General features: G+C 70.4%; 20 protein-coding genes and 1 riboswitch. Of the genes, 14 read left to right on the plus strand and 6 right to left on the minus strand.

Features of this window, described 5'->3' with window-relative positions:
* Positions 1-37 precede the first annotated feature (37 nt).
* A complete protein-coding gene (locus ACFV6H_RS15045) occupies positions 38-2,488 on the minus strand; it encodes a DNA topoisomerase (ATP-hydrolyzing) subunit A (protein WP_384985389.1) in 2,451 nt (816 codons plus the stop codon).
* A gap of 306 nt (positions 2,489-2,794) precedes the next feature.
* Between ACFV6H_RS15045 and ACFV6H_RS15050 the strand changes: the two genes are divergently transcribed.
* The 4 genes from ACFV6H_RS15050 to ACFV6H_RS15065 all read left to right on the plus strand — a co-directional run bounded on the left by ACFV6H_RS15050 (position 2,795) and on the right by ACFV6H_RS15065 (position 7,662).
* Positions 2,795-4,168: a pitrilysin family protein gene (locus ACFV6H_RS15050; protein ID WP_176732418.1), complete on the plus strand. Its 1,374-nt coding sequence runs from the start codon at positions 2,795-2,797 to the stop codon at positions 4,166-4,168.
* A gap of 17 nt (positions 4,169-4,185) precedes the next feature.
* A complete protein-coding gene (locus tag ACFV6H_RS15055) occupies positions 4,186-5,568 on the plus strand; it encodes a M16 family metallopeptidase (protein ID WP_385542101.1) in 1,383 nt (460 codons plus the stop codon).
* Between the two features lie 307 nt (positions 5,569-5,875).
* Positions 5,876-6,045: riboswitch (cyclic di-AMP (ydaO/yuaA leader) on the plus strand.
* Positions 6,046-6,058: 13 nt separating this feature from the next.
* On the plus strand, positions 6,059-6,820 hold the full coding sequence (locus ACFV6H_RS15060) for a M23 family metallopeptidase (RefSeq protein ID WP_385541747.1): 762 nt from the start codon (positions 6,059-6,061) through the stop codon (positions 6,818-6,820).
* Positions 6,821-6,972: 152 nt separating this feature from the next.
* The gene (locus ACFV6H_RS15065) at positions 6,973-7,662 is read left to right on the plus strand and encodes a GntR family transcriptional regulator (RefSeq protein WP_384788281.1); all 690 of its coding nucleotides are present in this window, start codon (positions 6,973-6,975) and stop codon (positions 7,660-7,662) included.
* A 148-nt stretch (positions 7,663-7,810) separates the two neighbouring features.
* Here the strand turns inward: ACFV6H_RS15065 and ACFV6H_RS15070 are convergent, their stop codons facing one another.
* Positions 7,811-8,092: an HPr family phosphocarrier protein gene (locus tag ACFV6H_RS15070; protein ID WP_093595744.1), complete on the minus strand. Its 282-nt coding sequence runs from the start codon at positions 8,090-8,092 to the stop codon at positions 7,811-7,813.
* A 182-nt stretch (positions 8,093-8,274) separates the two neighbouring features.
* Here ACFV6H_RS15070 and ACFV6H_RS15075 point away from each other — a divergent pair, with 182 nt between their 5' ends.
* From ACFV6H_RS15075 to ACFV6H_RS15090, 4 genes are all read left to right on the plus strand, one after another.
* Positions 8,275-11,067, plus strand: coding sequence for a GNAT family N-acetyltransferase (locus ACFV6H_RS15075; protein ID WP_385541749.1), 2,793 nt, complete (start codon positions 8,275-8,277; stop codon positions 11,065-11,067).
* A 93-nt stretch (positions 11,068-11,160) separates the two neighbouring features.
* Positions 11,161-11,766, plus strand: a complete 606-nt coding sequence (locus ACFV6H_RS15080; protein ID WP_385541751.1) for a DUF5998 family protein — start codon at positions 11,161-11,163, stop codon at positions 11,764-11,766.
* Positions 11,766-12,992, plus strand: coding sequence for an alkaline phosphatase family protein (locus ACFV6H_RS15085; protein WP_384985398.1), 1,227 nt, complete (start codon positions 11,766-11,768; stop codon positions 12,990-12,992). Before ACFV6H_RS15080 ends, ACFV6H_RS15085 begins: the two co-directional genes overlap by 1 nt.
* 141 nt (positions 12,993-13,133) lie before the next feature.
* Positions 13,134-13,835 (plus strand): thymidine kinase, encoded by a 702-nt coding sequence (locus ACFV6H_RS15090; protein WP_384985400.1) that lies wholly within the window; start codon positions 13,134-13,136, stop codon positions 13,833-13,835.
* Between the two features lie 2 nt (positions 13,836-13,837).
* Here ACFV6H_RS15090 and ACFV6H_RS15095 read toward each other — a convergent pair whose 3' ends face one another.
* Entirely contained in the window at positions 13,838-14,632 is a 795-nt protein-coding gene (locus tag ACFV6H_RS15095) for a VOC family protein (RefSeq protein WP_385541753.1), read from the minus strand.
* A gap of 210 nt (positions 14,633-14,842) precedes the next feature.
* On the opposite strand from ACFV6H_RS15095, the gene ACFV6H_RS15100 reads away from it, so the two are divergent.
* Complete coding sequence (locus ACFV6H_RS15100; protein ID WP_385541755.1) at positions 14,843-15,670, plus strand: sulfurtransferase; 828 nt, start codon at positions 14,843-14,845, stop codon at positions 15,668-15,670.
* Between the two features lie 95 nt (positions 15,671-15,765).
* Here ACFV6H_RS15100 and sepH read toward each other — a convergent pair whose 3' ends face one another.
* Positions 15,766-16,800 (minus strand): septation protein SepH, encoded by a 1,035-nt coding sequence (gene sepH, locus ACFV6H_RS15105; RefSeq protein WP_384788258.1) that lies wholly within the window; start codon positions 16,798-16,800, stop codon positions 15,766-15,768.
* Between the two features lie 472 nt (positions 16,801-17,272).
* Positions 17,273-18,598: a D-arabinono-1,4-lactone oxidase gene (locus tag ACFV6H_RS15110; RefSeq protein WP_385541758.1), complete on the minus strand. Its 1,326-nt coding sequence runs from the start codon at positions 18,596-18,598 to the stop codon at positions 17,273-17,275.
* 194 nt (positions 18,599-18,792) lie between these two features.
* Here ACFV6H_RS15110 and ACFV6H_RS15115 point away from each other — a divergent pair, with 194 nt between their 5' ends.
* Both ACFV6H_RS15115 and ACFV6H_RS15120 read left to right on the plus strand, forming a co-directional pair.
* Positions 18,793-19,920 carry a ferrochelatase gene (locus ACFV6H_RS15115; RefSeq protein WP_385541760.1) on the plus strand — a complete coding sequence of 376 codons (1,128 nt, stop codon included), beginning with the start codon at positions 18,793-18,795 and terminating at the stop codon, positions 19,918-19,920.
* An 82-nt stretch (positions 19,921-20,002) separates the two neighbouring features.
* Entirely contained in the window at positions 20,003-20,791 is a 789-nt protein-coding gene (locus ACFV6H_RS15120; protein ID WP_385542103.1) for an inositol monophosphatase family protein, read from the plus strand.
* Between the two features lie 161 nt (positions 20,792-20,952).
* Here ACFV6H_RS15120 and ACFV6H_RS15125 read toward each other — a convergent pair whose 3' ends face one another.
* Complete coding sequence (locus ACFV6H_RS15125) at positions 20,953-21,126, minus strand: hypothetical protein (protein WP_169922638.1); 174 nt, start codon at positions 21,124-21,126, stop codon at positions 20,953-20,955.
* A gap of 319 nt (positions 21,127-21,445) precedes the next feature.
* Here ACFV6H_RS15125 and ACFV6H_RS15130 point away from each other — a divergent pair, with 319 nt between their 5' ends.
* The 3 genes from ACFV6H_RS15130 to ACFV6H_RS15140 all read left to right on the plus strand — a co-directional run bounded on the left by ACFV6H_RS15130 (position 21,446) and on the right by ACFV6H_RS15140 (position 24,039).
* Entirely contained in the window at positions 21,446-22,099 is a 654-nt protein-coding gene (locus ACFV6H_RS15130; protein WP_093602969.1) for a response regulator transcription factor, read from the plus strand.
* Between the two features lie 6 nt (positions 22,100-22,105).
* The gene (locus tag ACFV6H_RS15135) at positions 22,106-23,338 is read left to right on the plus strand and encodes a HAMP domain-containing sensor histidine kinase (protein ID WP_093602967.1); all 1,233 of its coding nucleotides are present in this window, start codon (positions 22,106-22,108) and stop codon (positions 23,336-23,338) included.
* Positions 23,339-23,742: 404 nt separating this feature from the next.
* Positions 23,743-24,039 (plus strand): DUF4193 domain-containing protein, encoded by a 297-nt coding sequence (locus ACFV6H_RS15140; protein WP_030350183.1) that lies wholly within the window; start codon positions 23,743-23,745, stop codon positions 24,037-24,039.
* Positions 24,040-24,048 lie beyond the last annotated feature (9 nt).

Below are 24,048 nucleotides of genomic sequence, written 5' to 3' on the forward strand. Positions count from 1 at the left end.
TAAAAGGTGGCCAGAGCGGGATCCGGGCCCTCCTCCGTCAGTGCGCGGGCCCGGCCAGCGCGTCCACCTCCAGCGTGAACGGCGTACCCGAACCGTCCCGGCGCGGATCGGGATCCGGCAGCTCCACCGGCGCGCCGTTCTTCTGCGCCGCGCGCGCCGGGCTCGCTCCCGCCCAGGCCAGCGCCAGCATGTCCTCGCCCTTCAGGAACCGGTGACAGCGCACACCGCCCGTCGCCCTGCCCTTGCGCGGGTACTGGTCGAACGGAGTGAGCTTGGCCGTACGCACCGAGTCGTCCAGCGTGCCGTGCGAGCCGGTGACCGTGAAGACCACGGCGTCCGCCGCCGGATCCACCGCCGTGAAGGAGATCACCGTGGCGTCCTCGGTCAGCTTGACACCGGCCATACCGCCCGCGGCCCGGCCCTGCGGCCGTACCTGCGAGGCCTGATAGCGCAGCAGTTGGGCGTCGGAGGTGATGAAGACCAGATCCTCCTCGCCCGTGCGCAGCTCCGCTCCGCCGACGATACGGTCGCCCTCCTTGAGGGTGATGACCTCCAACTCGTCCTTGTTGGCCGGATAGTCGGGGACCACCCGCTTGACCACGCCCTGGAGCGTGCCCAGCGCGAGGCCCGGTGACGACTCGTCGAGCGTGGTCAGACAGACCAGCTCCTCGTCGTCCTCCAGCGCGAGGAACTCCGGGACCGGAGCTCCGCCCGAGAGATTCGGCGCCGAGGCGGTGTCCGGGAGCTGTGGCAGATCGATCACGGAGATCCGCAGCAGCCGTCCGGCCGAGGTCACCGCGCCGATATCGCCGCGCGCCGTCGCGGGCACGGCCGAGATGATCACATCGTGCTTGACGCGCCTGCCGTCGCCGCCCTCCAGCGGCTCGCCGTTGACCGTACGGGCCAGCAGGCCGGTCGAGGAGAGCAGCACCCGGCACGGGTCGTCCGCGACCTCCAGCGGCACCGCGGCCACCGACGAACCGGCCGACTCCAGCAGCACCGTGCGCCGCGGAGTGCCGAACTTCTTCGCCACCGCGGCCAGTTCGGACGAGACCAGCTTGCGCAGCTCGGTGTCCGAGTCCAGGATCCCGGTCAGCTCGTCGATCTCGCCGTTGAGCCGGTCCCGCTCGCTCTCCAGCTCGATCCGGTCGAAGCGGGTGAGCCGGCGCAGCGGCGTGTCCAGGATGTACTGCGTCTGGACGTCGCTCAGCGAGAAGTGCTCGATCAGCCGCTCCTTGGCCTGCGCCGAATTGTCGCTGGACCGGATCAGCCGGATGACCTCGTCGATGTCGATGAGCGCGACGAGCAGGCCCTCGACCAGATGCAGCCGGTCGCGCCGCTTGGTCCTGCGGAACTCGCTCCTGCGGCGCACCACATTGAACCGGTGGTCCAGATAGACCTCCAGCAGCTCCTTCAGCCCGAGCGTCAGCGGCTGGCCGTCCACCAGCGCCACATTGTTGATACCGAAGGACTCCTCCATCGGCGTCAGCTTGTAGAGCTGCTCCAGCACCGCCTCGGGCACGAAGCCGTTCTTGATCTCGATGACCAGACGCAGTCCGTGCGAGCGGTCCGTGAGGTCCTTGACATCCGCGATGCCCTGCAGCTTCTTGGCGGAGACCAGATCCTTGATCTTCGCGATCACCTTCTCGGGACCGACCGTGAAGGGCAGTTCCGTGATGACCAGGCCCTTGCGGCGCGGAGTGACGTCCTCCACCGTCGCGGTGGCCCGGATCTTGAAGGTGCCCCGCCCGTTCTCGTACGCGTCCTTGATGCCCGTCAGCCCGACGATCCGGCCGCCGGTCGGCAGATCGGGACCCGGCACGAAACGCATCAGCGTCTCCAGGTCCGCGGCCGGATGCTTGATCAGATGGCGGGCCGCCGCCACGACCTCGCCCAGATTGTGCGGCGGCATGTTCGTGGCCATACCGACCGCGATACCGGAGGCGCCGTTGACGAGGAGGTTGGGATACGCGGCGGGAAGTGTGACCGGTTCTCGCTCCTGGCCGTCGTAATTCGGCTCGAAATCGACGGTGTCCTCGTCGATCGACTCCGTCATCAGTGACGTGGCGTCGGCCATCCGGCACTCGGTGTAACGCATCGCGGCCGGCGGATCGTCATTGCCGAGCGAGCCGAAGTTGCCATGACCGTCGACCAGCGGCAGCCGCATCGAGAACGGCTGTGCCATCCGGACCAGGGCATCGTAGATCGACGCGTCGCCGTGCGGGTGGAGCTTGCCCATCACCTCGCCGATGACACGCGCGCACTTCACATACCCGCGGTCGGGACGCAGGCCCATCTCGTTCATCTGGTAGACGATGCGGCGGTGCACCGGCTTCATGCCGTCCCGGGCGTCCGGCAGGGCCCGGGAGTAGATCACCGAGTACGCGTACTCGAGGAAGGAGCCCTGCATTTCATCGACCACGTCGATGTCGAGGATCTTCTCCTCGAAGTCCTCCGGCGGCGGGGTCTTCGTGCTGCGGCGGGCCATCGCTGCTGCGGCTCCTTCACAGGTCCTGTACGGCAACTTCTCTAGCTGACGCCGACCATTGTGGACCGAGCCGCTGACAACGCCGACCTCGACCCGTCGTTGAGACCGCGGCGACGGCGTGCGCGGAGGCCTTCACCGGGCCCCGGAGAGACCTCGGAGAGACCCTGGAAAGACGTCCGGTGAGATGTCCGGTGAGGCGTCGTGTGAAGCGTGTGACAAGGGCGTTACGCACAGGAACTTCGCCAGGTGTCGGCACGCTTGCATACAGTGGCAGGACTTCTCCATATCGCGATCGAAGGGACGTACATGCCCATGGGTCACACGGCCACAGCGCAGGCCGGTTCAGGCGGCCTGACAGCGACTGAGCACCGCCTGGCCAACGGCCTGCGCGTGGTGCTCTCCGAGGACCACCTGACCCCGGTCGCCGCGGTCTGTCTCTGGTACGACGTCGGCTCACGCCATGAAGTCAAGGGCCGTACGGGACTCGCCCACCTCTTCGAGCATCTGATGTTCCAGGGGTCGGCCCAGGTGACGGGGAACGGTCACTTCGAGCTGGTGCAGGGCGCAGGCGGCTCGCTGAACGGCACCACCAGCTTCGAGCGGACGAACTACTTCGAGACCATGCCCACCCACCAGCTGGAGCTGGCGCTCTGGCTGGAAGCCGACCGGATGGGCTCGCTGCTCGCCGCGCTCGACGAGGAGTCCATGGAGAACCAGCGGGACGTCGTCAAGAACGAGCGCCGCCAGCGGTACGACAATGTGCCGTACGGTACGGCCTTCGAGCGGCTGACCGCGCTCGCCTACCCCGAGGGCCATCCGTACCACCACACGCCGATCGGCTCCATGGCCGACCTGGACGCGGCGACGCTGGAGGACGCTCGCGCGTTCTTCCGTACGAACTACGCGCCGAACAACGCGGTGCTCTCGGTCGTCGGTGACATCGACCCGGAGCAGACGCTCGCCTGGGTCGAGAAGTACTTCGGCTCCATCCCGTCCCACGACGGCAAGCAGCCGCCGCGCGACGGCACCCTGCCCGACATCATCGGCGAGGAGCTGCGCGAGGAGGTCCACGAGGAGGTCCCGGCGCGTGCGCTGATGGCCGCCTACCGGCTGCCGCACGACGGCACGCGCGAGTGCGACGCCGCCGATCTGGCGCTCACCGTCCTCGGCGGCGGCGAGTCCTCCCGGCTGCACAACCGGCTGGTGCGCCGGGACCGGACCGCGGTCGCCGCGGGCTTCGGACTGCTGCGTCTGGCGGGCGCGCCCTCCCTCGGCTGGCTGGATGTGAAGACGTCCGGCGGCGTCGAGGTCCCGCAGATCGAGGCCGCCGTCGACGAGGAGCTGGCCAGGCTCGCCGCCGACGGCCCGACCGCCGAGGAGATGGAGCGGGCCCAGGCCCAGCTGGAGCGCGAGTGGCTGGACCGGCTCGGTACGGTCGCCGGCCGCGCGGACGAACTGTGCAGGTTCGCCGTGCTCTTCGGCGATCCGCAGCTCGCGCTGACGGCCGTCACGCGCGTGCTGGACATCACCGCGGAGGAGGTGCGCGCCGTCGCCGCGGCACGGCTGCGCCCCGACAACAGGGCGGTGCTGGTGTACGAACCGCTCGCCTCCGAGGACGCCGCCGACGCGGCGCGGACGGCCGGCGACGAGACCGACGAGCACGAGGGGACGGACCAGTGAGCGACGCTGCCGTGACCATGGACTTCCATCCGCAGCCGACCGCCGGCGAGGCCAGGCCCTGGGCCTTCCCGGCGCCCGAGCGCGGTGCGCTCGACAACGGCCTGACGGTGCTGCGCTGCGACCGCCCGGGACAGCAGGTGGTGGCCGTCGAGATCAATCTCGACGCTCCGCTGGAGGCCGAGCCCGAAGGACTCGACGGCGTTGCCACGATCATGGCGCGCGCGTTCTCCGAGGGCACCGACAAGCACAGCGCCGAGGAGTTCGCCGCCGAGCTGGAGCGCTGCGGCGCCACGCTCGACGCGCACGCCGACCACCCGGGAGTACGGATCTCCCTGGAGGTCCCGGTCTCCCGGCTGCCCAAGGCCCTCGGCCTGCTCGCCGAGGCGCTGCGCGCGCCCGCCTTCGCGGACAGCGAGGTCGAGCGGCTCGTACGGAACCGGCTCGACGAGATCCCGCACGAGACCGCCAACCCGGGCCGCCGCGCCGCCAAGCAGCTCTCCAAGGAGCTGTTCCCCGCCGCCTCACGGATGTCCCGGCCGCGCCAGGGCACCGAGGAGACGGTGGAGCGTATCGACGCCTCGGCCGTCCGCGCCTTCTACGAGGCGTATGTGCGTCCCGCCACGGCCACCGCCGTGGTCGTCGGCGATCTCACCGGTGTCGATCTGGACGAGGTGCTCGCGGAGACTCTCGGCACCTGGACCGGTGACACCGCCGCGCCGCGTCCCGTACCGCCCGTGACCGCCGACGACACGGGCCGCGTGGTGATCGTGGACCGGCCCGGAGCCGTGCAGACGCAGCTTCTGATCGGCCGGATCGGCCCGGACCGGCACGACCGTGTCTGGCCCGCCCAGGTGCTCGGCACCTACTGTCTGGGCGGCACGCTCACCTCCCGGCTCGACCGGGTGCTGCGCGAGGAGAAGGGCTACACCTACGGCGTGCGGGCCTTCGGGCAGGTGCTGCGCTCCTCCGCGCCCACCGAGCCGGGCGGTTCGACGGGCGCCGCGATGCTCGCCATCAGCGGCTCCGTGGACACCGCGTCCACGGGCCCGGCGCTGGACGACCTCTGGACGGTGCTGCGCACGCTCGCGGCCGAGGGCCTCACCGACGCCGAGCGCGATGTGGCCGTCCAGAATCTGGTGGGCGTGGCGCCGCTGAAGTACGAGACGGCCGCCTCCGTCGCGGCCACGCTGGCCGACCAGGTCGAGCAGCACCTCCCGGACGACTTCCAGGCGCAGCTCTATGCCCGGCTGGCCGAGACCGGCACGGTCGAGGCGACGGCCGCGGCGGTCAACGCCTTCCCGGTGGACCGGCTCGTCACCGTGCTCGTCGGGGACGCCGAGCAGATCAAGGAGCCGGTCACGGCTCTCGGTATCGGAGAAGTGACGGTTGTCTCCGGCTGACCGATCCTGCCGACCGTCCGACTGACCGAACGGTCATTGGTGGCCGGTTTTGATCGCTCGCCGAGTGATCCGATGCCGGCCCGGTAAGACTGTCGGCCCGGTAAGTCCGGTAAAGAGAATCCTTCTGTGAGATAAACCCCGGTGGCACTCGTCACCGGGGTTTCCTCATATGTCCGCTTTAGTGCGGAGGTTGCCTGTCTGCCCTGTGGTGTGCGCTACAAAACGCCCTGTCCATTTGGTGATTGAAAGATGAGCCGCTTAGCGTCGGTCCGGCTGTTCGCCAGTACCCCGCCGCGACCGCGGCATCGGACAGCCATCGCCGAGTCCCCGTCAGGCGCGAGCCTGGGGAGCCGGGGACCCACACGCAGTCCCCGGGGTGAATCGGACGCCTTGGCGCACACCCGCGCGGAGGCGTCCGTAGGAGACCTTCCTGCTCCGAACCCGTCAGCTGACCCGGTAGGCGAGAAGGAAGGAAAGGACCAGCCGCTACATGGCGTTTACTCGTGCCACCGGGAAGCATCGTGCCCGGAGCCGTCGGACTCGCAGAGGTATGAGCGCCGTCGGCGCCGCCACGCTCACCGCGACCGGTGTCATCAGCGCCCTGGCCGCACCGGCGCACGCCGCCGAGCCGGACACCCGGGCCGTTGGCCGGACCGGGCTGGCCCAGGCCCTGACCGTCGGTGACTCGCTCGCCGACGCGATCGACGCCCAGGCCGAGGCCCAGCACCACGCCGCCGCGCGGGCCAGGGCGAAGGCCGCGGCCCGGCGGGCCGCCGAGGCCCGTGCCAAGGAGATCCGCGCGGAGAAGCAGCGCGCGGCCCGCGCCGCCGAGCGCCGGCGCCTCAGCACCTTCCGGCTTCCCGTCGCCGGCTCGTACATCACCACCGGCTACCGGACCGGCGGCTCGCTCTGGTCCTCCGGCAGCCACTCGGGCGTCGACTTCCGCGCCGCGTCCGGTACTCCGGTCCTGGCCGTCGGCGCGGGCACCGTTGTCGAGGCCGGCTGGGGCGGCTCGTACGGCAACAACATCGTGCTCCGGATGGCCGACGGCACCTACACCCAGTACGGCCATCTCTCCTCGATCGCCGTCTCCGTCGGCGGGACCGTCGTGTCGGGACAGCGGATCGGTCACTCCGGCGCGAGTGGCAACGCGACCGGACCGCATCTCCACTTCGAGGCCAGGACAGGCCCGGAGTACGGCTCCGACATGGACCCGGTCGCCTATCTGCGCGCACACGGTGTGAACGTCTGACCAAAGCCGTGAACGTCTGATGGAAGCCCGCGCTGGCCAAAAGATATCTATTGATTCCGGGCACCCATCGGAAATCCGCGTTGATTGCAATAGAGTCACGGAACAGGCGTCGATCGGCAGCGTTTCGCGCGGATTAAGTCGGAGGTTCGGACATGCGCATTCCCGCGCACTCGGTATGCACGGCGATCCGCGACGACATTGTCTCCGGTGTATTCGAACGGGGCAGCCGGCTCACCGAGGAGCAGCTCGCGCGGCGTTACGGCGTCTCCCGCGTCCCGGTGCGCGAGGCCCTGCGCACGCTGGAGTCCGAGGGCTTCGTGACTACCCGCCGCCATGTCGGCGCGTGTGTGGCCGAGCCCACGGACCAGGAGGCGGCCGACCTGCTGGAGGTACGGCAGCTCCTGGAGCCGCTGGGCGCGGCGCGCGCGGCCCAGCGCCGTACGGAAGCCCATCTCAAGGTGCTCCGTGGCCTGGTCAGACTGGGCCAGGAGCGGGCCAGACGGGGCCAGGGCGAGGATCTGCGCTCGCTCGGTGCCTGGTTCCACGAGACGCTCGCCCAGGCGTCGGGCAGCCCGGCGCTCACCGCTCCGCTCACCCAGCTCCGGCACAAGATTGCCTGGATGTATGTGGTCGACCAGCCCGCGCATCCCGTGGAGTCCTGGGCCGAGCACGGCGCGATCGTGGACGCGGTGGCGCGCGGCGACGCGGAGCGCGCGCGCTCCCTGACCGCCCTGCACGCGGAGCGCGCGGCGGCGGTGCACCGGCTGCGGCGTACCGAGCGCGGCCGGGAAAAGGTGAGGGTTTCGCAACATGTTGTAAACACCGCGAGTGCTCGCACTTAACATTCTCGCCGTATACAAAGAAATGAAATAGCGCGGCCTATTCTCCGCTGCCCGCACGAAAACGACGGAGCCGCGGTGCGCCGAATTCAGCGCACCGCGGCTCCGTCGTGCGAAATGACGGCCGGGCCGTTCTCGCGGCCCGTACGGTTCAGACCGTCTCGGGCAGCTCGTCCAGGCCCTCGGCGACCAGCTTCGCCAGCCGGTCCAGAGCGGCGTCCGCGCCGTCCGCGTCGGAGGCCAGCACGATCTCCTCGCCGCCGCGCGCGCCCAGACCGAGCACCGCGAGCATCGACGCGGCGTTGACGGGACTGCCGTCGGCCTTCGCGATCGTCACCGGGACGCCGGCGGCCGTGGCGGCACGGACGAAGATGGACGCGGGACGGGCGTGCAGCCCCTCGGCCCAGCCGACATTGACGCGGCGCTCAGCCATGGTGTTGCCCTTCAAGTCTCAAAAGTCTGAAAAACGATGTCCGGCCCAGGCTCTCATGTGATGTGCGGTCCACCTGGTCCGCCCCCGTCCCGGCCCCGGCCGCCCCCGTCCCGGCCCCGGCCGGCCTCGTCCCGGCCCCGTCCCGGCCTTGTCCCGTCCCGCCTCCGCCGTAGGCTTTGGCCATGGAGACCCCGCCGGTCCATGCGTACCCCGATCACTGGGAAGCGGACGTGGTGCTTCGCGACGGGGGCACCGCCCGGATCAGGCCCATCACCGAGGACGACGCCGAGCGGCTGGTCAGCTTCTACGAGCAGGTCTCCGACGAGTCGAAGTACTACCGGTTCTTCGCGCCCTACCCGCGCCTCTCCGCGAAGGACGTGCACCGCTTCACCCACCACGACCAGGTGGACCGGGTAGGGCTCGCGGTGACGGTGGGCGGTGAGTTCATCGCGACCGTACGGTACGACCGCATCGACGACCGCGGGCGGCCCGCGTCCACGCCCGCCGACGAGGCCGAGGTCGCCTTCCTGGTCCAGGACGCGCACCAGGGACGCGGGATCGCCTCCGCCCTGCTGGAGCACATCGCGGCGGTCGCCCGCGAGCGCGGCATCCGGCGCTTCGCCGCGGAGGTGCTGCCCGCCAACACCAAGATGATCAAGGTCTTCCGGGACGCCGGATACACACAGAAGCGCAGCTTCGAGGACGGCTCCGTACGGCTCACGCTCGATCTCGAACCGACCGCCGAGTCGCTGGCGGTGCAGCGTGGCCGCGAACAGCGGGCCGAGGCGCGCTCGGTACAGCGGCTGCTCGCGCCCGGGTCGGTCGCCGTCGTCGGTACGGGACGCGCGCCCGGTGGCGTCGGCCGTACGGTCCTGCGGAATCTGCTCGGCGCGGGCTTCACCGGCCGTATGTACGCGGTCAACCACGCCTTCGAGGAGGACAGGACCGAGATCGACGGCGTCCCCGCCGTACGGTCCGTCGCGCGGATCGGTGAACCCGTCGATCTCGCGGTCCTCGCCGTACCGGCGGAACGGGTGCCGGATGTGGTCGCGGACTGCGGCGAACACGGTGTACGAGGGCTGGTGGTCCTCTCCGCCGGCTACGCGGAGAGCGGTCCCGAGGGCAGGGAGCGGCAGCGCGCGCTGGTGCGGCAGGCCCGTTCGTACGGAATGCGGATCATCGGACCGAACGCCTTCGGGATCATCAACACCGCCGATGCCGTACGGCTGAACGCGTCGCTCGCGCCGGAGCCGCCCGAGCGCGGGCGCATCGGTCTGTTCACCCAGTCCGGCGCGATCGGGATCGCGCTGCTCTCCGGGCTCTACCGGCGTGGCGCGGGCCTGTCGTCCTTCGTCTCGGCGGGCAACCGCGCGGATGTCTCGGGCAATGACATCCTCCAGTACTGGTACGAGGACCCGGACACCGATGTCGCCCTGCTCTATCTCGAATCGATCGGCAACCCAAGGAAGTTCACCCGGCTCGCCCGGCGCACGGCGGCGGTGAAGCCGGTCGTGGTGGTCAAGGGCGCGCGTCACAGCGGCAGCGCACCGCCCGGGCACGCGGTGCCGGTCACCCGTATCCCGGACGCGACGGTCTCGGCGCTGATGCGGCAGGCCGGGGTGATCCGGGTGGACACGGTCACCGAACTGGTCGACGCGGGGCTGCTGCTGGCCTGCCAGCCGCTGCCGGCGGGACCGCGCGTCGCGATCCTGGGCAACTCCGAGTCGCTCGGCCTGCTCACCTACGACGCCTGCCTCACCGAGGGCCTGCGCCCGCTCCGCCCTCGCGACCTCACGACGGCGGCGACGCCGGCGGACTTCCGCGCGGCGCTCGCGGACGCCCTCTCCGACGACGCGTGCGACGCGGTCGTGGTGACCGCGATCCCGCACGTCGGCGAGACGGGCCCGCCCGCTCCCACCGACGGCGGCGCCCTGGGCACGGCCCTCCGCGAGGCGACCGCACGCACCGCGTCGAAGCCGGTCGCGGTGGTCCATGTGGAAATCGACGGCCTCCCGGAGGCGCTCTCACCTCCGGCGACGCCGGGCCCGTCGGGCTCGGCCGCCGGGCCCGGTGACGGTGCCGCGCCGGCCGGCGCCGTCCCGCGCATTCCCGCCTACCCCGCCGCCGAGCGGGCCGTACGGGCATTGGGCGAGGCCGTGCGGTACGCCCAGTGGCGGCGGGAGGCCGGGCGGCCCGGGAAGGTGCCCGAGGCCATCGACGACGCCATCGACCAGGGCGCAGCCGCCGCGCTGATCGAGCGGCTGCTCGGCGACGGCGCCGATCCGCGCGGTATGCGTCTCACTCCCGCCGACGCCCATGAGCTGCTCGCCCTGTACGGCATCCCCGTACGGTCCACCCGGCCCGCGCCCGACGCGGACTCGGCGGCCGTCGCAGCCGCCCGGCTCGGCTATCCCGTCGCGCTCAAGACGACCGCGCCTCATCTCCGCCACCGCGCCGACCTCGGCGGCGTACGGCTCGACCTCGCCGACGAGGCACAACTACGCCTCGCCTACCGCGAGCTGACCGAGGCGCTCGGCGGCCCCGACGAGCTGAAGCCCGTCGTCCAGGCCATGGTCCCGCGCGGTGTGGACACGGTCGTACGCGCCGCCATCGACGCCGCCGCCGGCGCCGTCCTCTCCTTCGGACTGGCCGGCGCGCCCTCCGAACTGCTCGGCGATCTCGCCCACCGGCTCGTACCGGCCACCGACCGCGATGTGGCCGATCTGATCCGGTCCATCAGAACGGCGCCACTCCTGTTCGGCTGGCGCGGCTCCGCGCCGGTCGACACTCCCGCCCTGGAGGAGCTGCTCCTACGGGTGTCCCGGCTCGTCGACGACCATCCCGAGATCGTCTCCGTCACCCTGGAACCGGTCGTCGTCGCCGCCCAGGGACTCTCCGTCCTCGACGCGAGCGTCCGCCTCGCGCCACCGCCCGCCCGCGACGATCTGGGACCACGCAGGCTCCCGAGTTACTGAGAAGTCACCGAGGCGGACACCGAGAAGTCACCAGGAGGTACGGCGCCTCCCGGGCGTCTCCGGCAGCCATCCGGCCACCGTAGGATGGAGCCCATGGCGAAGACCGGTACGACGACCCAGGGGCTGCGCACGGCGATCGAGCGCAGCGGCTACTACCCGGCTCTCGTGGCCGAAGCGGTGGAGGCCGCTGTCGGCGGTGAGCAGATCGCGTCGTACGTGGTGCACCAGGAGACCACCTTCGACGCCAACGAGGTACGCCGGCATGTCACCGTCCTCGTGCTGACCGCCCACCGTTTCATCGTCAGCCACACCGACGAGCAGACCGCCGACACCAGCTCCCCGACGCCGTACGCCACCACCTCCACCGAGTCGGTCAAGCTCGACCGGATCTCCTCCGTCGTGGTCAGCCGGGTCGTCTCCAACCCGGAGTCGTACACTCCGGGCAGTCTGCCGCGCGAGGTCGTCCTCACCATCGGCTGGGGCGCCGTCTCCCGGATCGATCTGGAGCCCGCCGCCTGCGGTGACCCCAACTGCGAGGCGGACCACGGCTACACCGGCAGCTCCACCGCCGACGATCTGAGCCTGCGCGTCAGCGAGGCGGGCGACGGTCCCGACACCGTCCGTCAGACGCTCATCTTCGCCCAGGCGCTCTCCGAGGCCACCGCCGCCACGTCGGCCACCACGGCCACCGGCCGCTGATGGCCGCCGAGGCCCTCCGGCAGGACCAGGACTGGAGCCAGGACCAGGGCCAGGATCCCGTCCCGCTCGCTCTCGGCTCCGCGCCGCTGCCCGAGTACGGCACGGGCTCGCTCGCCGAGCTGCTGCCCACTCTCGCGGCCGGTCAGGGCGTACCGGATCTGACCGCGGGCATTCCCGAACTGACGCCGGCCGACCGGAACTGTGTTTTTCTGATCGACGGTCTCGGCTGGGAGCAGCTCAGGGCCCATCCGGACGAGGCTCCGTATCTGACCTCGCTGCTCGGCACCTCCCGCGGCTCCACCGGCCGTCCGCTGACCACCTGCTTCCCCGCCACCACCGCGACCTCCCTCGCCTCCGTCGGCACGGGCCTGCCGCCCGCCGCGCACGGACTGCCCGGCTACACCGTCCGCGATCCCGCGACCGGCGCGCTGATGAACCAGCTCCGCTGGAAGCCCTGGACCGCGCCGGAGGTCTGGCAGCCGTATCCCACGGTCTTCCGGCTCGCCGAAGCGGCGGGTGTGCATACGGCCCAGGTGTCCTCCCCGACCTTCGAGAACACGCCGCTCACCAAGATCGCGCTGAGCGGCGGCACCTTCCACGGCCGTCTCTCCGGCGAGGACCGGATGGATCTCACCGCCGAGCAACTCGCCGCCGGGGACCGCTCGTTGGTCTACACGTACTACAGCGAGGTCGACGGCAAGGGCCATCGCTTCGGCGTCGACTCGGACGCCTGGCGCGGTCAGCTCATGTATGTCGACCGGCTCGTGCAGCGGCTCGCCGAGCGGCTCCCGCCTCGTACCGCGCTCTATGTGACCGCCGACCACGGCATGATCGACATCCCTTTCGACGAGGAGTCGCGCATCGACTTCGACGAGGACTGGGAGCTGCGCGCCGGTGTGGCCCTGCTCGGCGGCGAGGGCCGGGCCCGTCATGTCTACGCCGTGCCGGGTGCCGAGTCCGATGTCCTGACCGTCTGGCGCGAGGTGCTCGGCGACCGGTTCTGGGTGGCGAGCCGGGAGGAATCGATCGCCGAGGGCTGGTTCGGACCGCCCGGTACGGTGGACGAGCGGGTGTACGGAAGGATCGGCGATGTCGTCGCCGCGGCCCACGACGATGTGGTGATCACGGCCTCCGTGCAGGAGCCGCACGAGTCGGCGATGGTCGGGATGCATGGCTCGATGACCCCCGTCGAGCAGCTCGTTCCGCTGCTCGAAGTACGCTCCTGACCGCGCCGTACGCTCCCGGGCCGCCGTTTCCGCGTGCCGCCGGAAGTCCCGTCCGTCCGACCGCGACCCGACCGCGACCCGACCGCGACCTCACCGCGACGCGAGTCGCACAGCCGAGAACCGAAAGGCCGTCACTCCCTCATGCCAGAGCTGGTGTTCTTCTCCGGAACGATGGACTGCGGAAAGAGCACCCTCGCTCTTCAGATCGAGCACAACCGCTCCGCGCGCGGCCTCCAAGGGATGATCTTCACCCGTGACGACCGGGCCGGCGAGGGCAAGCTCTCCTCCCGTCTCGGGCTGGTCACCGACGCCGTCGAGGCCGCCGACGGCTTCGACTTCTACGCGTATCTCGTCAACCGGCTCTCCCAGGGCGGCCGTTGTGACTATGTCATCGCCGACGAGGCACAGTTCCTCGCACCCGAACAGGTCGACCAGCTCGCCCGTGTCGTGGACGATCTGGAGCTGGACGTCTTCACCTTCGGCATCACCACCGACTTCCGCTCCAAGCTCTTTCCCGGCTCGCAGCGGCTGGTGGAACTGGCCGACCGCGTCGAGGTTCTCCAGGTCGAGGCGCTCTGCTGGTGCGGCGCGCGGGCCACGCACAACGCGCGGACGATCGGCGGCGCGATGGTGGTCGAGGGCGCCCAGGTGGTGGTCGGCGATGTGCACCAGTCGGGCGACGAGATCGGTTACGAGGTGCTCTGCCGGCGCCATCACCGGCGGCGGATGACCGCGGCCACCGCGCGGGCGGCCACGCTCTCGCCGGATGTGCTGCCCGTCGAGGTCGGCGAGGAGTCCTTGGCCGGGCGAGCGCTGACCGATGGGCGAACGGCGGTCCGCTGAGCTCAGTGGGCGACCGGCGGGCCGTGGCCCGCCGACTGTACGACCGTGAAGACCGCGCCCTCCGGATCCGCCACCGTCGCGAGCCGGCCGTGCGTGCCCTCGTGCGGCGCCTTCATCACCCGCCCGCCCAGCTCCGTCACCAGCTGTACGGCGGCGTCGGTGTCGTCCACCTCGAAGTACGTCATCCAGTGCGAGCCCAGGTCCCGGGCGAGCGCGCGGCCCACGCCGTGCAGTGAGGCGACGGGCCGGCCTTCCAGACGCAGTGTCAGAAAGTCGAAGTCGGCGGAGACGACCGACTCCGCGTCATAGCCGAAGACCGCCTCGTAGAACTTTCCGACCGCCGATGTCTCGCGTGTGATCAGCTCGTTCCAGACAGGTGTGCCATGTGATCCCGCCACCGCCGTCCCGATGTGCGCCGCCGCCTGCCAGATCCCGAAGACCGAGCCCGCCGGGTCCGAGGCGATGGCCATCCGTCCCGCCTCCGCGGCGTCCAGCGGTCCGACTCCGACCGTTCCACCGCAACTTCTGATCATGTCGGCCGTCCGGTCCGCGTCGTCCGTCGCCAGATACGTCATCCACGCGATGGGCAACTGACGGTCGGGCGGGAGCTGGCCGATGCCCGCGATCGCCTTGCCGTTCAGCATTCCCCGTACGTACGGCCCGAGCTGCTGCGGTCCCGGCTGGAACTCCCAGCCGAACAGCGCCCGGTAGAACTCCTCCGTCGCGGCAAGGCCGTGCACCATCAGACTCACCCAACAGGGTGTGCCGGGTGTGCGCCGGATCGCTGCCTCGGTCATCGTCACTCTCTCCTCGGACCGTCGTGGCCGTACGGGTGCCGGTCGCGGGCCGCCGGATGGGAACAAAGCCGTACGCCCGGGCAGATGCTTGCACCCGGCACGACGCGCCGCTTCCCGGCCGCGCCGCCCTTGGCGGGATCTCGATCGGGTGTTTACCGGCCGTTTCTCCGCCGTTTTGGGCCGAGGCCACCGTGCGCGAGGATGGCCTTCATGACAGCCATCATCACCGCAGCAGAACTCGTGGGCGAGTCGGCCGGAGCGCGTCCGCCCGTCCTGCTCGACATCCGCTGGCAGCTCGGCGGGCCCTCCGGCCGCCCTGCCTACGAGGCAGGCCATCTGCCCGGCGCCGTCTATGTGGACCTCGATACGGAACTGGCCGGTACACCCGGCGCCGACGGCCGGCACCCGCTGCCGGACGTGACGGCCTTCGGCGCGGTGATGCGCCGCGCGGGAATCTCGCAGGACACGCCGGTGGTGGTGTACGACGGCGGACAGTGCTGGGCGGCGGCCCGTGCCTGGTGGCTGCTGCGTTGGACGGGCCATCCGGACGTCCGGGTGCTCGACGGCGGAGTCGCCGAGTGGACAGGACCGCTCACCACCGAGATCCCGCAGCCGGCCGAGGGCGACTTCAGCCCGGTGCCCGGCTCGGTACCGGTGCTGGACGCGGACGGCGCGGCGGCCCTCGCCCGGAGCGGTCTGCTGCTGGACGCGCGGGCGTCCGAGCGCTACCGCGGGGACGTCGAGCCGATCGACCGGGTCGGCGGCCATATCCCCGGCGCGCTCTCCGCACCGACGACAGGGAATGTGGCCGAAAACGGCACCTTCCTGCCGGCTCCTCAGCTCGCGGCGCGCTTCCAGGCGCTGGGCGCGGCCCCCGGCACCGAGGTCGGTGTCTACTGCGGTTCCGGAGTCTCGGGCGCCCATGAGGTGCTGGCCCTGGAGATCGCGGGCATCCCGGCGGCGCTGTATCCGGGCTCCTGGTCCGCGTGGACCGCGGACGAGTCCCGTCCGGTCGCCAAGGGCCCGGACCCTCAGTAACGGAAACCGCACATACATATGAAGGGGCCCGTACGCATCTCCCGCGTACGGGCCCCTTGCGAAGGTCAGGGCGGACCGGCGGACCGGTTCTCCCGCTACTCCTGCTTCTTGCGGCGCGTACCGAACACGATCTCGTCCCAGCTCGGCACCGCGGCCCTGCGCCCTGGACGGACTCCGTCCGCCTCGGCCTGGCGGTCCGTCGTACCCGTGAGCCGGTCCCGGTGACCGGTCACCGAGCGGGGCATCAGCACATCCGCGTACGCCGAACCGGCACCGGCCGACGCGGCGGGCGCCACCGGCTCCTCGGCCTCCGGCTCCTCGTCCGGGTCCGTGACCGGAGCGTCCTGGGCGGGCCGCTCGGGCACCACCATGTCGCCGCGGAAGCTCGGCACCGCCTCCAGCAGGCTGGTCAGGGAGTCGCGTTCGCTCATCTCGTCCGGGTCGGGAGCGGCGGGCCGCTCCGACTGCCGGTCGAGGGAACGGTCCAGCGGCCGGTCACGCGGCAGCCGCGCGATCCTCGGGACGAACGGAAAACTCGGCTCCTGTGTGGTGACCGTGTCGTCCGTGTCGCCGATCAGCGCCCGCGCCTCGTCGTCGACGGCCTGGACGAGCCGTCTGGGCGGGTCGTACGTCCAGCTCGCCGAGTGCGGTTCACCCGCGACGCGGTAGACGAGCAGCACCTCCCAGGTGCCGTCGTCACGGCGCCAGGAGTCCCACTGCACGGTGTCCTTCTCGGCGCCGCGCAGCGTCAGCCGCTCCTGCACCGCCTCACCGAGCTGAGGTCCGGCGTTCTCACCGGGCCGGCGCACGGCGGTCTTCCTGGCCCGCTCGGCCATGAAGGCGCGCTCGGCGAGCACCGGTCCCTCGAACCGGCGCACCCGGTCCACCGGGATTCCGGCGTGCTGGGCGACTTCCTCGGCGGACGCTCCGGCCCGTATACGCGCCTGGATGTCGCGCGGTCTGAGGTGGCTCTCGACCTCGATCTCGATCTGACCGAGGCGGGCGCGGTCATTGCGCACGGCGGCGCGGAGGCGCTCATCGATCGGAAGCGTGTATTCCGTGCTGTCCGCAGCCTTGAGCACCAGTCGTGTGCCGTCGTTGGAGACGGCCACGACACGCAGTTCGGGCATGGGGACCTCCCGGGTGGTGCCTGCCGACGTCACGTGCGTCGCTGCTTCCGCTAGTCGAGTGTGACCTGCCCGGGTGCAGCCTGCCACAACCTTGCCGTGCTTCCCGGCGTGTCGGGCAAGGGCCCTGGATCGCCGTTATGGCACGGTTACCTCTTTGCGACGCAGAGTGACAGACCTGGTCACTCTGTGCAGCAGGCGCCCGTACGGTGCCGTGACGCCGCCGGATCGAGTGCCACGTTCGGCCCCCTTCCCGTCGGTCCCGGACGCCCATGAGGGAGTCCGGCCCCAGGGCTCGCCACAGTACTCCATTCGGGCCATGTGGGTGGACCGGCGCGCCGCCCAAGTTCTCGCCGGGGCCCGGAGTTGAGGGCCGGAACAGGTCTCGGACGGATATCTTTCTTCACGGAATCCACAGAATCGGAACGATCTGTTTCGCTCAGGAGCGCCAGGCCGGCGAGGCGGGCGTCGTTCCTCAGTCCCCCAGGATCCGCCGCAGATAGTCGTTGCCGAACAGCCGGTCCGGGTCCAGCCGGTCCCGTACCGCCGTGAACTCGCCGAAGCGCGGATACGCCTCCGAGAGATACGCCGCGTCCCTGGTGTGGATCTTCCCCCAGTGAGGCCGCCCGCCGTGCGCGGTCATGATCCGCTCCACGGCGCTGAAGTACGCGCGGTACGGCGTGCCCCGGTAGAGATGCACCGCGATATACGCGCTCTCGCGGCCCGAGGCGGTCGAGAGCGCGATGTCGTCGGCGGGCGCCGTCCGTATCTCCACCGGGAATCCCACCCGCAGCGGTGAACGGTCGACCATGGCCTTGACCTCGCGCAGCGCCGCGACCGCGACCTCGCGCGGAAGGGCGTACTCCATCTCCACGAAGCGGACCCGGCGCGGCGAAGTGAAGACCTTGTGCGGGATGTCCGTGTACGTACGGGCGGAGAGGGCGCGGCTGGAGATCCTGGCGATCGTGGGAATGGTCGCGGGGACGGCCCGGCCGAGCGAACAGGCCACCTGGAAGAGCCCGTTGGAGAGGAACTCGTCGTCGATCCAGCCGCCGACGCGGCCGGCCGGAGCCGCCGGGCCCTGACTGCGGTTGTTGCGCTTGGTGGTGCAGTTGCCCGTGTGCGGAAACCAGTAGAACTCGAAGTGCTCGTTCTCGGCCACATGCTGATCGAACTCGGCGGTGACCCGGTCGAAGGCCATCGGCTCCTCACGGGCCGTCAGCAGAAAGAGCGGCTCCACGGCGAAGGTGATCGCGGTGATCACACCGAGGGCGCCGAGTCCGATCCGGGCGGCGGCGAAGACCTCGGGATTCTCCCGCTCGGAGCAGCGCAGCAGCGATCCGTCCGCCGTGATCAGCTCCAGCGTGCGGATCTGCGCGGCTATGGAGGCCGAGTCACGGCCGGTGCCATGGGTGCCGGTGGAGGTCGCGCCCGCGACGGTCTGCTCCATGATGTCGCCCATATTGGTGAGCGACAGACCTTCCCGCGCCAGCACCGCGTTCAGCCGTTTCAGCGGTGTGCCCGCCGCCACGGTCACGGTGCCGGCGTCCCGGTCGATCTCCCGGATGCCGGTGAGCAGATCGGGCCGTACGAGCACGCCGTCGGTGGCGGCGGTGGCGGTGAAGGAGTGGCCCGTGCCGACGGGCTTGACCTTCAGTCCCTCCTCGGCGGCCCTCCGTACGATCCCGGCCAGCTCCTCGACGGAGGCGGGGGAGACCGCGTGGGCCGGCCGGGCGGTGACATTTCCCGCCCAGTTGCGCCACGCGTCCACGCTCGGCCCGCTCGTGTGGGTCCTGGTCATGTGCCCCGTGCCCTCCCCGCCCATCGGTACCGGCTCGCGTGGCGTCGGCGAACGGCAGATGTCCCGGCCAGTTGGAGGGGGATCATACTCATGGCCACCACACGGACACCCGCTCGGCTCCGCCCAACCGCGGTTTCCGGGCGGACCGGGGCGTGATGCTCCGGCGCTCCGGAGCGGATGGCAGGATCGAAGACATGGCCGATCAGCTCGTGACTTCCCCCTACGACGCACTGCTCCTGCTGTCCTTCGGCGGCCCGGAAGGCCCCGACGACGTCATTCCGTTCCTGGAGAATGTGACCAGGGGCCGAGGCATTCCGCCGGAGCGGCTCAAGGAGGTGGGACAGCACTACTTCCTGTTCGGCGGCGTCAGTCCCATCAACGAACAGAACCGCGCCCTGCTGGACGCGCTGCGCAAGGACTTCGCCGAGCACGGTGTCGAACTGCCCGTCTACTGGGGCAATCGCAACTGGGCGCCCTATCTGACCGACACGCTGCGCGAGATGGCCGCGGACGGCCGGCGCCGCATCGCCGTCCTCGCGACCAGCGCGTACGCCTCGTACTCGGGCTGCCGCCAGTACCGCGAGAATCTCGCGGACGCGCTCGCCACGCTGGCCGCCGAAGGGCTCGAACCGCCCAGGGTGGACAAGCTGCGCCACTACTTCAACCATCCAGGCTTTCTGCGTCCCATGATCGAGGGCGTGCTCGCCTCGCTCGCCGAGCTGCCGGAGTCCGTACGCGCGGACGCGCATCTCGCCTTCACCACCCACTCCATCCCGGTCGCGTCGGCCGACACCTCCGGGCCCGTCGAGGACCACGGCGAGGGCGGCGCGTATGTGGCCCAGCATCTCGACACCGCCCGGCTGATCGTGGCGGCCGTACGCGAGGAGACCGGTATCGAGTACCCGTGGCGGCTCGTCTACCAGTCGCGCAGCGGCGCGCCGCACATCCCGTGGCTGGAGCCGGACATCTGCGACCACCTGGAGACGCTGCACGGCGAGGGCGTCCCGGCCGTCGTGATGGCTCCCATCGGCTTTGTCTCGGACCATATGGAAGTCCTCTACGACCTCGACACGGAGGCGGTCGCCAAGGCCGCCGAGCTCGGGCTGCCCGTCCGCCGCTCGGCGACGGTGGGAGCCGATCCGCGGTTCGCCGCCGCCGTACGCGATCTTCTCCTGGAACGCGCCGCCACGGAGCGGGGGAGCGTGGTGGAGCGGTGCGCGCTCGGCGCGCTCGGCCCGAGCCATGACCTCTGCCCGGTCGGCTGCTGCCCGGCCCGTGCCCCCAGGCCCGCCGCGGCGGGCGCCGACAGCCCGTACGCCTGAAGGAGCCACCGTGACCGACGCCCGACCCGACGCGACCGACCAGCCCGACAAGACCGACCGGCCCGGCCGGCCTGACAAGGCTCTGACCGCCGAACTGCTCGCGCTCGCCCTGGAGGCGGCCCGCCGGGCCGGTGAGCTGCTGCGCGACGGCCGTCCCGACGATCTCGCCGTGGCCGCCACGAAGTCCAGCCCCATCGACGTCGTCACCGAGATGGACATCGCCGCCGAGAAGCTGATCACCGGCCATCTCGCCGAACACCGCCCGGACGACGGCTTCCTCGGCGAGGAGGGCGCGAGCTCGGCGGGCAGCAGCGGGATCCGCTGGGTCATCGATCCGCTGGACGGCACCGTCAACTATCTCTACGGACTGCCCACCTGGGCCGTCTCGATCGCCGCGGAACGCGACGGCGAGACACTCGCCGGCGTCGTCGAGATCCCGATGCGGCGCGAGACCTTCCGCGCCGTGCTCGGCGGCGGAGCCTTCCTCAACGACCGGCCGGTCCACGGCCGGCCCGCTCCGCCGCTGGAGCGGGCCCTCGTCTCGACCGGTTTCAACTACGTCACCACCGTCCGCGCCCATCAGGCCGAGGTCGCCCAGCGGCTGATCCCGCGGCTGCGCGACATCCGGCGCGGTGGCTCGGCGGCGACCGATCTCTGCGATGTGGCGGCGGGCCGTCTGGACGGCTACTACGAGCGCGGGCTGCATCCCTGGGACCTCGCGGCCGGCGATCTCATCGCCCGTGAGGCGGGCGCGCTCACCGGAGGCCGTCCCGGCGCCCGGCCGGGCTTCGATCTCACAGTGGCCGCGGCCCCGGGCGTCTTCGAACCGCTCCAGGCCCTGCTGGACGAGTACGGCGCCTGGCACGACTGATCCTGTTCAGGCATACATCCAGGCATACGGAAGGGCCCCGACGCCGTCCCCACGGCGTCGGGGCCCTTCTCTGTAGGTCGCTACGGCTCTTTTCACATGGGTACGGTTCGGGCCCCGCGAAGAATCTGTGGCAGCGGGACCGTACGGCCAAGGAGTGCGGGTCAGGCGCTCGCGGCGCCGACCTCCACGCCATGTTCGGCCGCGAGCCGGCGGAGGTCTTCCAGCTCCTCCTGATCGACGTCCACAAGGAAGTCGTCGCCCGTCTCCCGGGCTCGGTTGAGATCCGTTTCCGTGGCCTTTATGCGCTGTAGAAGCCCGGCGGTGAACGCGTCCATTGCGCCCCCTCGTCGTGGGTCAGTGGCACGGGGGTGTGCCGACGGCGGGTAGATCACGCACCCACTGCCTCTGGATGACAGAAAGGGTGTGGCGTGCCACAAACAGGGCGTGATCTCGGGTGTGAAGTCGTCTTCCCCAGGGTCCGACTTCGAGAAACCTCAACGACTCAAACAATCCGTTCCATTCCCGGCCGCCCCAGGTCACCCCGGCATCGTCTTACCGCCGGTTTATGGCCCGGACGGGCAGGATGGGCCCGCACAGCCAGTGCTACAACCTGCCCCGACCACGGGTGACAGGGCCCAGAGGAAGGAAAGCGACGTGCGCGTACTCGTCGTCGAGGACGAGCAACTGCTCGCCGATGCGGTGGCCACCGGACTGCGCCGGGAGGCCATGGCCGTCGACGTCGTGTACGACGGCGCCGCCGCCCTGGAGCGCATCGGGGTCAACGACTACGACGTGGTGGTGCTCGACCGCGATCTCCCTCTCGTCCACGGCGACGACGTCTGCCGCCGGATCGTCGAGCTCGGGATGCCCACCCGGGTCCTCATGCTCACGGCCTCGGGCGATGTCAGCGACCGGGTGGAAGGGCTGGAGCTGGGCGCGGACGACTATCTGCCCAAGCCCTTCGCGTTCACCGAGCTGATCGCCCGGGTGCGGGCCCTGGGACGGCGTACGACCGTGCCTCTGCCGCCCGTCCTGGAGCGCTCGGGGATCAAGCTTGATCCCAACCGCCGTGAGGTCCTGCGGGACGGCAGGGAGATCCAGCTCGCGCCCAAGGAGTTCGCGGTGCTGGAGGTGCTGATGCGCAGCGAGGGCGCGGTGGTCTCGGCCGAGCAGCTCCTGGAGAAGGCCTGGGACGAGAACACCGATCCGTTCACCAATGTCGTACGGGTCACGGTCATGACGCTGCGCCGCAAGCTCGGCGAGCCGCCCGTGATCGTCACGGTGCCCGGCTCCGGCTACCGGATCTGATTGCCCGTGGCAACCACCCCGCTGCCGCCCGCGGCACCTCCGAAGCCCACCTGGGACCCGCGCAGGCCCGACCAGGCGCTCCCCTGGGTGCGGCCGACCATCCGCATACGTCTCACGCTGCTGTACGGCGGGATGTTCCTGATCGCCGGCATCCTGCTGCTCTCGATCATCTATCTGCTGGCCGCACAGGCCCTGCACGTGGGCAGTGAGCTGCCCTTCAAGATCGTGACCGGCAAGGTGAGCAGCGAGGTCTGCAACTTCCCGAGCCAGGCGCCGCCCGAGCAGTTCAACGCGGCCATGAACAGCTGTGTCAACCAGCAGCGCAAGCAGGCGCTGGACGATCTGCTCAGCCGCTCCCTGTTCGCCCTGGTCGGCCTCAGCGTCATCGCCTTCGCCTTCGGTTACGCGATGGCGGGACGGGTGCTGTCGCCGCTGGGCCGGATCACCCGTACCGCGCGCCGGGTGGTCGGCTCCGACCTGTCGCGCCGGATCGAGCTGGACGGTCCCGACGACGAGCTGAAGGAGCTGGCGGACACGTTCGACGAGATGCTGGACCGGCTGGAGCGCGCCTTCAGCGCGCAGCAGCGGTTCGTCGCCAACGCCTCGCACGAGCTGCGTACACCGCTCGCGATCAACCGCACCCTGCTGGAGGTCCATCTCTCCGATCCGGCGGCGCCGACGGAGCTCCAGCAGCTCGGCAGGACGCTGCTGGCCACCAATGAGCGCAGTGAGCAACTGGTGGAGGGCCTGCTGCTGCTCGCCCGCAGCGACAACCAGATCGTGGAGCGAAAACCGGTCGATCTCGCCGAGGTCGCCACCCGCGCGGTGGACCAGTGCCTCACGGAGGCGGAGACGAAGGGAGTGGACATCCGTACGGAGTGCGCGCCCGCGGTCGTCCAGGGAAACGGCGTCCTGCTGGAGCGGATCGCGCTGAACCTGGTGCAGAACGCCGTGCGGTACAACATCCCGGAGGGCGGCTGGGTGGAGGTCTCCACCGAGGTCCAGCAGGGCCAGGCGGTCCTGCTGGTGTCGAACACCGGTCCCGTGGTTCCCGCGTACGAGATCGACAATCTCTTCGAACCGTTCCGGCGGTTGCGCACGGAGCGTACGGGCAGTGACAAGGGAGTGGGACTCGGCCTCTCGATCGCCCGGTCGGTGGCGCGCGCCCATGGCGGCCGGATCTTCGCGGAACCCCGCGAGGGCGGTGGGCTCGTGATGCGTGTCACTCTCCCGGTCTGAGATGCTGCGCGCGGTATTCGGGGAGCAGATGGCTTTGTTCGCTTTGCGCGGAATTTACGGTCCGAGTTACCGGCGAGTCCGTGTGTGATCGATCACAGGGTCGAATTCACGCCTATCCACTCTGCGTGATCAGGCCTTCATCGGAAAGCCGGTAAAGTCCGGGTTTCCGGGGGCCGGGATCACGGGAAGTACACGGGGTGGCGCCCGTGAAGCACACCAGGAGGACCGTGTACGGTCCCCTTCGCCACCCGAAGCCGATCACTCCTCAGGGGTCCGGTTGGGTGTCGATTGAGTAACAGACCTTGATGTGAGGCAAAATCTCCGCCTCAGGTCGGGCACAAGTCCGGCCTCTCACGCGTTACGTGCGCTGGAGACACCACAGACACCCAGAGGGGGAGAGCGACATGGCAACGGATTACGACACCCCACGCAAGACCGATGACGACGTCGATCAGGACAGCCTTGAGGAACTGAAGGCCCGTCGGAACGACAAGTCGACTTCAGCGGTCGACGTCGACGAGTTCGAGCAGGCCGAAGGGCTCGAACTGCCCGGCGCGGATCTCTCCAACGAGGAGCTGTCCGTCCGGGTGCTGCCGAGGCAGGCCGACGAGTTCACCTGCATGAGCTGCTTCCTGGTGCACCACAGGAGCCAGCTCGCCAGGGAGAAGAACGGTCAGCCCATCTGCCGCGACTGCGACTGAGGTCAGGTC

This window comes from Streptomyces sp. NPDC059743 (genome assembly GCF_042732975.1).
Lineage (GTDB): Bacteria > Actinomycetota > Actinomycetes > Streptomycetales > Streptomycetaceae > Streptomyces.

Coding starts and splice junctions, on each gene's coding strand:
- ACFV6H_RS15045 (WP_384985389.1), bottom strand. CDS start 2,488: ATGGCCCGCCGCAGCACGAAGACCCCGCCGCCGGAGGACTTCGAGGAG.
- ACFV6H_RS15050 (WP_176732418.1), top strand. CDS start 2,795: ATGCCCATGGGTCACACGGCCACAGCGCAGGCCGGTTCAGGCGGCCTG.
- ACFV6H_RS15055 (WP_385542101.1), top strand. CDS start 4,186: ATGGACTTCCATCCGCAGCCGACCGCCGGCGAGGCCAGGCCCTGGGCC.
- ACFV6H_RS15060 (WP_385541747.1), top strand. CDS start 6,059: ATGGCGTTTACTCGTGCCACCGGGAAGCATCGTGCCCGGAGCCGTCGG.
- ACFV6H_RS15065 (WP_384788281.1), top strand. CDS start 6,973: ATGCGCATTCCCGCGCACTCGGTATGCACGGCGATCCGCGACGACATT.
- ACFV6H_RS15070 (WP_093595744.1), bottom strand. CDS start 8,092: ATGGCTGAGCGCCGCGTCAATGTCGGCTGGGCCGAGGGGCTGCACGCC.
- ACFV6H_RS15075 (WP_385541749.1), top strand. CDS start 8,275: ATGGAGACCCCGCCGGTCCATGCGTACCCCGATCACTGGGAAGCGGAC.
- ACFV6H_RS15080 (WP_385541751.1), top strand. CDS start 11,161: ATGGCGAAGACCGGTACGACGACCCAGGGGCTGCGCACGGCGATCGAG.
- ACFV6H_RS15085 (WP_384985398.1), top strand. CDS start 11,766: ATGGCCGCCGAGGCCCTCCGGCAGGACCAGGACTGGAGCCAGGACCAG.
- ACFV6H_RS15090 (WP_384985400.1), top strand. CDS start 13,134: ATGCCAGAGCTGGTGTTCTTCTCCGGAACGATGGACTGCGGAAAGAGC.
- ACFV6H_RS15095 (WP_385541753.1), bottom strand. CDS start 14,632: ATGACCGAGGCAGCGATCCGGCGCACACCCGGCACACCCTGTTGGGTG.
- ACFV6H_RS15100 (WP_385541755.1), top strand. CDS start 14,843: ATGACAGCCATCATCACCGCAGCAGAACTCGTGGGCGAGTCGGCCGGA.
- sepH (WP_384788258.1), bottom strand. CDS start 16,800: ATGCCCGAACTGCGTGTCGTGGCCGTCTCCAACGACGGCACACGACTG.
- ACFV6H_RS15110 (WP_385541758.1), bottom strand. CDS start 18,598: ATGACCAGGACCCACACGAGCGGGCCGAGCGTGGACGCGTGGCGCAAC.
- ACFV6H_RS15115 (WP_385541760.1), top strand. CDS start 18,793: ATGGCCGATCAGCTCGTGACTTCCCCCTACGACGCACTGCTCCTGCTG.
- ACFV6H_RS15125 (WP_169922638.1), bottom strand. CDS start 21,126: ATGGACGCGTTCACCGCCGGGCTTCTACAGCGCATAAAGGCCACGGAA.
- ACFV6H_RS15140 (WP_030350183.1), top strand. CDS start 23,743: ATGGCAACGGATTACGACACCCCACGCAAGACCGATGACGACGTCGAT.